10 protein-coding genes are annotated in these 10,368 nt (G+C 68.0%); 6 read left to right on the top strand and 4 right to left on the bottom strand.

The genetic code is table 11. The features are described 5' to 3' along the window. Positions 1 to 198 precede the first annotated feature (198 nt). Positions 199 to 648 carry a 3-dehydroquinate dehydratase gene (locus ACXJKH_RS08965; RefSeq protein WP_457319164.1) on the bottom strand — a complete coding sequence of 150 codons (450 nt, stop codon included), beginning with the start codon at positions 646 to 648 and terminating at the stop codon, positions 199 to 201. Between the two features lie 3 nt (positions 649 to 651). Next, on the bottom strand, positions 652 to 1,068 hold the full coding sequence (locus ACXJKH_RS08960) for a hypothetical protein (RefSeq protein ID WP_457319163.1): 417 nt from the start codon (positions 1,066 to 1,068) through the stop codon (positions 652 to 654). 177 nt (positions 1,069 to 1,245) lie between these two features. Between ACXJKH_RS08960 and lepB the strand changes: the two genes are divergently transcribed. Together lepB and ACXJKH_RS08950 are read left to right on the top strand one after the other, a co-directional pair. Further along, complete coding sequence (lepB, locus tag ACXJKH_RS08955) at positions 1,246 to 1,869, top strand: signal peptidase I (protein ID WP_457319162.1); 624 nt, start codon at positions 1,246 to 1,248, stop codon at positions 1,867 to 1,869. A gap of 132 nt (positions 1,870 to 2,001) precedes the next feature. Beyond that, positions 2,002 to 3,279, top strand: coding sequence for an MFS transporter (locus ACXJKH_RS08950; RefSeq protein ID WP_457319161.1), 1,278 nt, complete (start codon positions 2,002 to 2,004; stop codon positions 3,277 to 3,279). Here ACXJKH_RS08950 and ACXJKH_RS08945 read toward each other — a convergent pair. Continuing rightward, the gene (locus ACXJKH_RS08945) at positions 3,269 to 4,171 is read right to left on the bottom strand and encodes a LysR substrate-binding domain-containing protein (RefSeq protein ID WP_457319160.1); all 903 of its coding nucleotides are present in this window, start codon (positions 4,169 to 4,171) and stop codon (positions 3,269 to 3,271) included. The two genes, ACXJKH_RS08950 and ACXJKH_RS08945, sit on opposite strands and share 11 nt — an antisense overlap. A 14-nt stretch (positions 4,172 to 4,185) precedes the next feature. Continuing rightward, positions 4,186 to 5,154: a LysR family transcriptional regulator gene (locus ACXJKH_RS08940; protein ID WP_457319159.1), complete on the bottom strand. Its 969-nt coding sequence runs from the start codon at positions 5,152 to 5,154 to the stop codon at positions 4,186 to 4,188. A 107-nt stretch (positions 5,155 to 5,261) separates the two neighbouring features. Here ACXJKH_RS08940 and aceB point away from each other — a divergent pair, with 107 nt between their 5' ends. The 4 genes from aceB to ACXJKH_RS08920 form a co-directional block, all read left to right on the top strand. Next, positions 5,262 to 6,911, top strand: coding sequence for a malate synthase A (aceB, locus tag ACXJKH_RS08935; RefSeq protein WP_457319158.1), 1,650 nt, complete (start codon positions 5,262 to 5,264; stop codon positions 6,909 to 6,911). Positions 6,912 to 6,974: 63 nt separating this feature from the next. Further along, positions 6,975 to 8,267, top strand: coding sequence for an isocitrate lyase (aceA, locus tag ACXJKH_RS08930; protein WP_256775257.1), 1,293 nt, complete (start codon positions 6,975 to 6,977; stop codon positions 8,265 to 8,267). Positions 8,268 to 8,539: 272 nt separating this feature from the next. Then, positions 8,540 to 9,586, top strand: a complete 1,047-nt coding sequence (locus ACXJKH_RS08925; RefSeq protein WP_457319157.1) for a GGDEF domain-containing protein — start codon at positions 8,540 to 8,542, stop codon at positions 9,584 to 9,586. A 15-nt stretch (positions 9,587 to 9,601) separates the two neighbouring features. Continuing rightward, positions 9,602 to 10,368, top strand: a 767-nt coding sequence (locus ACXJKH_RS08920) for a putative peptide modification system cyclase (protein ID WP_457319156.1), incomplete at its 3' end; no start/stop codon positions are given.

Raw genomic sequence — 10,368 nt, 5'->3', positions numbered from 1 at the left:
TGGGGCCCAGCGCCCGACCCACCGACCAGCGTCAAAACGCCTGGCTTCTATTTGATTACCGCAAGCCGAGCCCCGTAGCGGCCGGYAGGCGCCTGGGCAAAATCAAGGAGGAGGCCGCCAGGCCGGGGGACATTCGCCGGAAAGGGYATGGGGCCCAGTGCCCGACCCACCGACCGCCCCGCGTGGCGGCAATACCCCTCACGTCCCCACGTGCACGCCTTCCACGATCTCGCTGCACCCAAGATGGTCCAACGCGATCTCCAGTGCATGCATGTAACTCTGCGCGCGGTACCCGTGCGCCACACCGATACGCTGGCCCACGTCCGCCGGCAGGCACGCCTCCGGCGTCCGGGTGTCATCGTCGTGCACTTCCACGTAGACATTGTGCAGATGCGGCAGCAACCGGTGCAGGCGCACGCTGCCTACGCAGGCGCCCGGATCGAGCAGCGTCACCTCGCCGCGGCTGTGGTCGGCCACGCGCAGCGCGTCCAGCAGTTCCTGTTCGGAGCCGCAGGCGCGGATTGCCACCGTGGTGCCGGCATCGATCGCACGGTGCACCAGCGATTTCAACACCGGTGCCGGCAACGGCTGCGCGGTGCGGATCAGCGGACCGGCTGCTTCCGGCCCGCGAATGATGAAGATCGACATGGCTCAGGCCCCCTCCGGCACGACCTGCAGGCGACGCGCGGCGATCGCCAGCGACAGCCGGCAGGCATCGTCGCGGCCGCTGCTGCACACCACCCGCGCGGTCGGTGCGTGCTGCGGGTGCAGGTGGTCATCCAGCGCGTCGTCGTCGTTGCTGGCCATCTCGATGTACGGCGCCGGCAACGCCTCCAGCGCACTGCGCAGCGCCTGGCCGTAACGCGCCCACTGATGGCCATCGACGGCGGTCGTGGCAATCAGCACCAAGGCAGGACGGCTGCGCTGGGCCCGCTGCAGGCAACGCACCAGCGCCGGCAGCGAGTCGCAATCGCGGCAGGCCAGGCGGTGCCCGGCGACCCGGGCAGGCACCGGCGCGGCATCCGGCGCCGCGCCAGGCGGCGTGTGCCGGATCATCAGGATGGTCATGGAACACCTCGAACAAGCGCCCTGCGGCGCGGTGACGCCACGATGCGACCGGGGCCCGTAAAACCGCCATGCCGGTGGCCGCTTCCGCGCGTAAATATCGCGTAGCTTCTGCACCAACCACCGGGAACTTGGCCACCGCCGGCCGGTCACAACCAGACCCCTTGAGAGCGCCCTGCCATGGATAGTTCCACCGCTGCTGCCCCGAACCGGATGCTGCATTGGCTGAAGAAGGAAGCGCTCCCGCTGGCGGTGATGCTCGGCCTGCTGCTGGCCGCACGCGACTCGCTGGCCAACCACTACCAGGTGCCCAGCGGCTCGATGCAGCACACCCTGATGCCGGGCGACCGGGTGGTGGTGGACATGCGCGCCTACGGTCTGCGCCTGCCGTTCACCTCGGTTGAACTGCTGCACACCGGCCAGCCGCAGCGCGGCGACGTGGCGGTGTTCGACTCGCCGGTGGACGGCATCCGCCTGATCAAGCGCATCGCCGCCGTCGGCGGTGACCGGGTGGAACTGCACGAGGGCCACCTGAGCMTCAACGGCCAGCCGCTGGCCGAGGCCGGCGCGGGCGAGATCGAGGACTTCGGCCAGCACCTGGCCCAGCTCGACCTCGGCCAGGGCGGCGGTCCGGACATCAGCGGCCTGACCGTGCCGGCCGGCAAGGTGCTGATGCTTGGCGACCACCGTGGCAACAGCGCCGACGGTCGCTATTTCGGTCTGGTGGATGCCTCCGCCCTGTATGGCAAGGCCGCGCGGGTCTACTACCGGCGCGGCGAGGGCCTGACCTGGCAGTCCCTCTAACCCGGCGCGTGATCTGAATCGAGATGTCGGACGTCTCGATCCAGACAGTCCAGGTTATGGATCGACCTGTCGGCGCTGCCTATCCTGAGCGCTGACTCTTCACTCCGGCCCGGACACACGGGCCTTACCGGCATGAATGGCGACACCGCAGCGGTCCCCGCCCGCAGCCCCCAGGCCCCCGCCACGGCAGCGGCTGCGGACCACATCCAGCAAGGCACGCCGGCGTTCCGGCGCACCGCCGCGGCACTGTTCCTGGCCGGTTTTTCCACCTTCGGCCTGCTCTACACGGTGCAGCCGCTGCTGCCCGAGTTCAGCCGGCACTTCGGCGTCTCGGCAGCCAACAGCGCGCTGACCCTGTCGCTGAGCACCGGGCTGCTGGCGGTGTCGATGCTGATCGCCGGGCTGATCTCCGACCGCATCGGCCGCCGCGGGGTGATGGTCGCCGCGCTGCTGGCCTCCAGCGTGTTGTCGGTGGCGACGGCGATGGTCGATGACTGGTCCACCCTGCTGGTGCTGCGCACGCTGCTGGGCATCGCGCTGAGCGGCGTGCCGGCGGTGGGCATGACCTACCTGGCCGAAGAAATGGACAGCCGCGCGCTGGGCCTGGCCATGGGCCTGTACATCGGCGGCAATGCGATCGGCGGCATGAGCGGCCGTCTCATCGCCGGCATCGTGGCCGACCACTGGGGCTGGCGCTGGGGCATCGGCGTGGTGTCGTCGATCGCGCTGCTGAGCACCGTGCTGCTGTGGTTCCAGCTGCCGCCCTCCCGCCACTTCCAGAGCCGTCGCGGCGGCCTGCGCGAACTGCCGGCACGCTGGCGCAGTCTGTTCGCCGATCCCGGGCTGCCGTGGCTGTTCGCCACCGCGTTCGTGCTGATGGGTGTGTTCGTCACCCTCTACAACTACCTGGGCTACCACCTGCTCGCCCCGCCCTATGGGTTGAGCCAGACCGTGGTCGGGCTGATCTTCAGCGTGTACCTGGTGGGCACCTTCAGCTCGGCGTGGATGGGGCAGCAGGCCAACCGGCATGGTCGCAGCCGCGTGCTGGCGATCTGCTACGGGCTGATCGCGCTGGGCATCGTGCTGCTGGCGCTGCCGTGGCTGGGCTGCATGGCCCTGGGCATCGCGCTGGTGACCTTTGGTTTCTTCGGTGGGCACTCGGTAGCCAGCAGCTGGGTCGGCAGCCGTGCCGGGGCGATGCGCGCGGAAGCCTCGGCGCTGTACCTGTTCGCCTATTACCTGGGCTCCAGCGTGGCCGGCGTGATCGGCGGCGTGTTCTACACGCACTGGGACTGGCTGGGCGTGTGCGGCTTCGTCGGCGTGTTGACCGTGGCCGGCGGCGCGATTGCCTGGCGGCTGCGGCAGCGCGTGCAACCGACCGCCGCCGCCGCGCTCGCGCTCAGCCGCTGACGCCCTGCAGCAGCCGGGTGAAGTGCGCGATCAGCGGCGAGGCCGCACCGCGCCGGCAGGCCACGTGCACTTCCGAACTGGCGGCGCGGTCGCTCAGGGCGACAAAACGTGCACCGTCGACCTGGATATGGCTGCACGAGGATGGCAGCACCGTCACGCCCAGCCCGGAGGCGGCCAGGCTGATCAACGTCGAGGCCTCACCGGCTTCCTGCACGATACGCGGGGTGAAGCCGGCGCTGCGGCACAATGCGATGAAATGATCGTGGATGCCCGCGCCGACCTCGCGCAGGAAACCCACGAACGGCTCATGGGCAAACAGCCGCAATGCCACTGGTGCGTCGGCGGCCAGACCGCGTACCAGCGGATGCTGGCCATGCACCACCAGCGCCAGTGGATCGCTGAACAGCTTGCGCGACATCAACGGTGCCGGCAAAGCACGTTTGCGGATCAGCCCGACGTCCAGCTCGCCGGCCATCAGCGCATCGATCTGCTGCAGCGTGTTCATCTCGCGCAGCTTCAACTGCACCTCCGGAAACTGCTGGCGGTAGGCGAAAATCGCCCGGGGAATCTGCGTGGACAGCGGCGTGGCACGGGTCAGCCCGATGCGCAGCTCGCCGGTTTCGCCGCGTTGCGCGCGCTGGGTCAGATCAATCGCGGTGTCGACCCGGGCCAGCACCTCACGTGCCTGCTCCTGCAGGACGCGGCCGGCATCGGTGAGTTCCACGCGGCGATTGGCGCGCAGGAACAGGCGCGCACCGAGCAGGGTTTCCAACTGGCGGATCTGTTGGCTGAGCGGCGGCTGCGACATGCCCAGGCGCTCGGCCGCGCGGCCGAAATGCAGGGTGTCGGCGACGGCCAGGAAGTAGCGCAGGTGGCGCAGTTCGATCGGCATGGAAGGGGCCTGCGTCAGCGCTCGGAATGACCGCTTTCATCATAGCTGCGCGGCGTGAACAGGTCCGGCTGGATCAGGTCGATGAAGGCGCGCGCCTGCGGCGACAGGAAGCGTCCACGGCGCACGATCACCCCATAGCTGCGCTCGGGGAACCAGGCGCTCATCGAGCGCGTCAGCAGCTTGTCGTGGTCGGCATCGTTGAGGCACAACGCCGGCACGATCGAGATGCCCATGCCCATCGCCACATACTGCTTGATCACCTCCCAGCCGCCCACTTCCAGCGCCACGGTGTAGGGCATGCGCTGGCGCTGGAACACCTGGTCCACCAGTCGGTAGGTGATCTGGCGCTTGGGTGGCAGGATCAGCGGATAGGCGGAGATCGCCTCCAGGGTCAGTTCCTTCACCCGTGTGAGCGGGTGGTCGGGCGGGGTGATCAGCACCTGCTCGAAACGGTAGGCCGGCGCATAGCTCAGGTCGGCCGGGACGTCGGTCATCGAGCCCACCGCCAGGTCGGCCGCATCGCTGCGCAGCAGTTCCGTGCCGTCGGCACTGATCGCGTTGTGCAGGGTCAGGCGCACGTCCGGGTGACGCTGGCGGAAGCGCTCCACGATGCGCGGCAGCAGGTACAGGATGGTCGAGCTGTTGGCGGCGATGTTGAGTTCGCCCGCGTCCAGCCCCTTCACCTTGTCGCGAAAGCTGGCCTCCAGCCCGTCCAGGTTCTCCACCAGCGGCTGGGCCATCTCGAACAGCAGCTGGCCTTCGCGGCTGGGCACCAGCCGGCGCCCGCTGCGCTCGAACAGCACCACCCCCACTTCGCGCTCCAGCGCCTGCAATTGCTGGCTGATGGCCGGTTGGCTGACGAAAAGCGCCTCAGCCGCACGCGAGACCGAACCCAGCCGGACGGTCTGGCAGAACGCCCGCAGCGGCTTGAGCCGATCGGATTTGTAGGAAAACCGGGGACTTGGCGGGCGCGGTGTGGGCATGGTGTCACGAGTATAAGCTCACCTTATGTAATGCATTGCGATAACTGTTTTGTCAAATACGGTACGGCGGCGCACGGTGAAGCCCTACCGCATTGCAGGAGCCCGCCATGTCCGCCGTCGCCGCTTTCGCCACTGCCCAGCCCACCCCGGCCGATGCCCCCGCCACCCCCGGGATCACGCTGACCACCCAGCTCGCCGGCCAGTCCGCGTTGCTGCCGGCGGGGGTACTGGCCTTGCTGGTGTCGCTGCACCGTGCGGTGGAGCCCGAGCGCCAGCGCCGGCTGCAGGCCCGGGTGGCGCGCCAGGCGTTCTTCGATGGCGGCGGGCTGCCGGACTTCCGCGCCGACACCGCGCAGATCCGCAATGAAGACTGGACCGTCGCCCCGCTGCCGGACGCGCTGCAGGACCGCCGCGTGGAGATCACCGGCCCGACCGACCCGAAGATGGTCATCAACGCGCTGAACTCCGGGGCCAAGGTGTTCATGGCCGACTTCGAGGATTCCACCGCACCGGCCTGGCGCAACCTGCTGGCCGGCCAGCAGGCGCTGATCGGCGCGGTGCGCGGCGATCTGACCCACACCGGCCCGTCGGTGGACGGCAAGCCGGGCAAGCAGTACGCGCTGCGTCCGTTCAACGAACAGGCCGTGCTGATCGTACGTCCGCGCGGCTGGCACCTGGACGAAAAGCACGTGCGCATCGACGGCCAGCCAATCGCCGGTGGCTTGTTCGATGCGGCGGTATTCGCCTTCCACAACGCGCGCACGCTGATGTGCAAACAGCGCGGCCCGTACTTCTACCTGCCCAAGCTGCAGAGCATGGAAGAGGCGGCGCTGTGGGAGACCGCGCTGTCGCACATCGAAGGCATGCTCGGCCTGCCGCACGGGCAGATCAAGGTCACGGTGCTGATCGAAACACTGCCGGCGGTGTTCGAGATGGACGAGATCCTGCATGCGCTGCGCGACCGCATCGTCGGCCTGAACTGTGGGCGCTGGGACTACATTTTTTCCTACATCAAGACCTTCCGCCGCCACGCCGACAAGGTGCTGCCCGAGCGCGGCCAGGTGACCATGACCCAGCCGTTCCTGAAGGCTTATTCGGAACTGCTGATCCGCACCTGCCACCGCCGCGGCGCGCATGCGATGGGCGGCATGGCCGCGCAGATCCCGATCAACCACGATGCCGCCGCCAACGAACAGGCGATGGCGCGGGTGCGGGCGGACAAGCTGCGCGAAGTCACCGCCGGCCACGACGGCACCTGGGTGGCGCATCCGGCGCTGATCCCGGTGGCACAGGCGATCTTCGACGAACACATGCCCGGGCCGAACCAGCACGCGGTACTGCGCCGGGATGTGCAGGTGGGGCGCGATGCGCTGATCGCCGCGCCCACCGGCACCATCACCCGCGCCGGTTTCGAGGGCAACGTGGAAGTCTGCGTGCGCTACCTGGCCGCGTGGCTGGACGGCAACGGCTGCGTGCCGATCCACCACCTGATGGAGGACGCGGCCACCGCCGAGATCAGCCGCAGCCAACTGTGGCAGTGGCTGCACGTGCCCGGCCAGCAGCTCGACGACGGCACCGCCATCGACCTGCCCCTGCTCGACGCCACCCTGGCCCAGCTTCCCGCACGCCTTGGCGACCGCAGTGCGCTGCCCGGTGCCGCCCGCATCGACGAAGCCATCGCGCTGCTGGCGCAGCTCAGCCGCCGCGATGAACTCACCGATTTCCTGACCCTGCCCGCTTACGACCGTCTGGACTGACCTGTACCGCCCGCCTCCAGCATCGCTTCACCCATTCAACGTATTCCCCCCTGGAGAAACGCCATGAGCACGCTGCCGACCGCCGAACAGATCCAGCACGAATGGAACACCGACCCGCGCTGGGCGGGCATCCAGCGCAACTACACCGCCGCCGACGTGGTGCGCCTGCGCGGCACCGTGCACGTGGAGCATTCGCTGGCCCGGCTGGGCGCGGAAAAGCTGTGGACCTACCTGCAGGAAAAAGACTTCGTCAACGCGCTTGGCGCGCTGACCGGCAACCAGGCCATGCAGCAGGTCAAGGCCGGTTTGAATGCCATCTACCTGTCCGGCTGGCAGGTGGCCGCCGACGCCAACCTGGCCGGCCAGATGTACCCCGACCAGTCGCTGTACCCGGCCGACTCGGTGCCGGCGGTGGTCAAGCGCATCAACAACACGCTGCTGCGTGCCGACCAGCTGCACCATGCCGAGGGCAAGGACGATATCGACTTCCTGCAGCCGATCGTGGCCGATGCCGAAGCCGGTTTCGGCGGCGTGCTCAACGCCTTCGAACTGATGAAGGCGATGATCGAGGCCGGCGCGGCCGGGGTGCACTTCGAGGACCAGCTGGCCTCGGTGAAGAAGTGCGGGCACATGGGCGGCAAGGTGCTGGTGCCCACCCGCGAGGCCATCGAAAAGCTCAACGCCGCGCGCCTGGCCGCTGACGTGATGGGCGTGCCGACCCTGCTGGTGGCCCGCACCGACGCGGAGGCCGCCGACCTGCTGACCAGCGACATCGACCCCAACGACCAGCCCTTCGCCAGCGGCGAGCGCACCCCGGAAGGCTTCTACCGCACCCGCAACGGCCTGGACCAGGCGATCAGCCGCGGCCTGGCGTATGCGCCCTATGCCGACCTGATCTGGTGCGAGACCGGCAAGCCGGACCTGGAGTTCGCGCGCAGGTTCGCCGAGGCCATCCATGCCAAGTTCCCCGGCAAGCTGCTGGCCTACAACTGCTCGCCCAGCTTCAACTGGAAGAAGAACCTGGATGACGCCACCATCGCGACCTTCCAGAAGGAAATCGCCACATACGGCTACAAGTTCCAGTTCATTACCCTGGCCGGCTTCCACGCCCTGAACTACTCCATGTTCAACCTGGCCCACGGCTACGCGCGCCGCCAGATGAGCGCCTTCGTGGAGCTGCAGGAGGCCGAGTTCGCCGCCGCCGATCGCGGCTTCACCGCGGTCAAGCACCAGCGCGAGGTCGGCACCGGCTACTTCGACGCGGTCACCCAGGCCATTCAGCAGGGCCAGTCCTCGACCACCGCGCTGACCGGCTCGACCGAGGAAGAGCAGTTCAACGCCGAGCGCGCGGCCTGACCGGCGCCTGCAGCTCCCCTAAGGGCGGCCAGGGAAGGCCGGCGTGACGGGCGGCAACGAGACCGCCCGTCGCCTTGTTCGGACCGCTCGACGGCCGGCGCCGCGTGGATCCGGTGGCCGCTGGCCGATCCGGAGCGCGTATGGAAGGGGGATGTGCCGGGCCGGTCGAAAAAGTACGGCGTCCGTGCTCTGAAATGGGATGAGGCGCACAGTTTTTAGGGGTGCTATCCTCATCCGCTCACCGGGGGAACGCTGGGAAGCGGGTGCACGGGATGACCGGCAAGGTTGCGGCGGCGAATGTGTGCGAACAGGAACCAGGCATCGCCCAGACGGCGATGGCTGAGATCGTGCACGCCATCCTGAGCCCGAGCGAATTCGACCTGTTCGCCGAGTTCGGCCAGGAGCGCCTCCTGCCCCAGGGTGACCACCTGTTCCATCGGGGTCAACCCGGCGACACCATGTATGTGATCGTCAGCGGTTGCATCGAACTGGACTTCGGCGAAGACCTGCTGGTGAAGTCGCTGGGGCGCAATGAATTCTTCGGTGAACTCGGCCTGCTGATCGGCGACCACCCGCGCAGCGCCGATGCCCGCGCCGTGGCCGACAGCGTCGTGCTGGAGCTGGGCAACGGCGATTTCCAGCGGCTGGTCGAACGCGACCCCGGCCTGATCGCCTATTTCCTGCGCCGCACGATCATGCGCGTGGTCAGCAACGAACAGGTCCTGATCCGGCAGCTGCGCCGGCGCAACCACGACCTGGAAACCGCGCTGGACAACCTCTACGTCACTACCCACCAGCTCACCCACACGCGCGAGCTGGTGCGCACCGACGAGCTGACCGGCCTGCACAACCGCCGCGGCCTGGCGCTGTACCTGCAGGAATGCCGCAGCCACGACGACGGCCCCCCGCAAGGCCTGCTGCTGATCGACTGCGACCGGTTCAAGCAGGTCAACGACGAATACGGCCACCAGGCCGGCGACCGCGTGCTGCAGAGCGTGGCCAATATCCTGCGTTCGGTGGCCACCGAACGGGACATGGCCTGCCGGCTGGGCGGCGACGAGTTCTGCCTGCTGCTGCGCAGCGCCGACCAGGACAGCCTGCAGCACGCCGCCGAGTTCATCCTCAGCGCCGTGCACGGCCTGATGGACCGCGCCCACGGCGTGCCCCACGTCTGTCCGGTCAGCATCGGCGTGCGCCTGCTCGAGCCCCATACCGACTGGAGCGAGTGGTACGCTCGCGCCGACAACGCGCTGTACCAGGCCAAGCGCCTGGGCGGCAACCGGCTGCACTGGTCGMGTGCCGCGACCGTCATACCCTGACGCGGGAAGAACGGCATGAATGGCGACAACGGAACGTCGACCCAGGCACCGCAGATGCGGGCGTTGTTGTTTACCGACCTGTGCGATTCGTTGATCCTGGTCGAGCGGATTGGCGATGCGGCCGCCGCCGAGCTATTCCAGCAGCACGACCGGTTGGTGCTGACGTTGCAGCAGCAGTGGAATGGGCAGCAGATCGACCGCTCCGATGGGCTGTTCCTGTTGTTTGATCGGGCGATTGATGCGCTGGGGTTTGCGCTGGATTACCAACACAACCTGCAGCGGTTGGGCGATCAGTGCGGCATCCCGATACGCGCGCGCGCAGGCCTGCATGTGGGCGAGGTGATCCTGTGGAACAACAGCGCTGAAGYCGTGGCGTTCGGTGCCAAGGCTGTCGAAGTGGAGGGCCTGGCCAAACCGATGGCGGCCCGGCTGATGCAGCTGGCGCGTCCCGGCCAGATATTGGTGTCCTCCACTGCCGAGTCGATGGTGCGACGACTCGTGGACAGACTAGGAGAGACCGGCAATGGCTTGAAATGGAAGTCGTTTGGACGCTGGCGCTTCAAGGGCGTTCCGCAGCCACTCGAAGTATTTGGCGTCCATGGGCCGTCGCTTCCGCCGCTCCAGCGTCCTCGGGCCTCTTCCAAGGCGATGCGGGATATCCCGCTTTGGCGTCGCCCGATCGCGATGGCAGCGCAGGCCACGCTGATCGTGACCACAATTCTGACCATCTGGCTGATTGCCCGTCCTGAGCCGGCGATCGCTTTTGCCGAGCGAGACTGGGT

The organism is Stenotrophomonas sp. P5_B8 (assembly GCF_054049855.1).
This window is presented reverse-complemented; position numbering and strand designations above follow the sequence as displayed.

Excerpts from the sequence above, each read along its gene's own strand:
- ACXJKH_RS08940 (WP_457319159.1), bottom strand. The coding sequence starts at position 5,154 with ATGCCCACACCGCGCCCGCCAAGTCCCCGGTTTTCCTACAAATCCGAT.
- aceB (WP_457319158.1), top strand. The coding sequence starts at position 5,262 with ATGTCCGCCGTCGCCGCTTTCGCCACTGCCCAGCCCACCCCGGCCGAT.
- ACXJKH_RS08965 (WP_457319164.1), bottom strand. The coding sequence starts at position 648 with ATGTCGATCTTCATCATTCGCGGGCCGGAAGCAGCCGGTCCGCTGATC.
- ACXJKH_RS08945 (WP_457319160.1), bottom strand. The coding sequence starts at position 4,171 with ATGCCGATCGAACTGCGCCACCTGCGCTACTTCCTGGCCGTCGCCGAC.
- ACXJKH_RS08960 (WP_457319163.1), bottom strand. The coding sequence starts at position 1,068 with ATGACCATCCTGATGATCCGGCACACGCCGCCTGGCGCGGCGCCGGAT.
- aceA (WP_256775257.1), top strand. The coding sequence starts at position 6,975 with ATGAGCACGCTGCCGACCGCCGAACAGATCCAGCACGAATGGAACACC.
- ACXJKH_RS08950 (WP_457319161.1), top strand. The coding sequence starts at position 2,002 with ATGAATGGCGACACCGCAGCGGTCCCCGCCCGCAGCCCCCAGGCCCCC.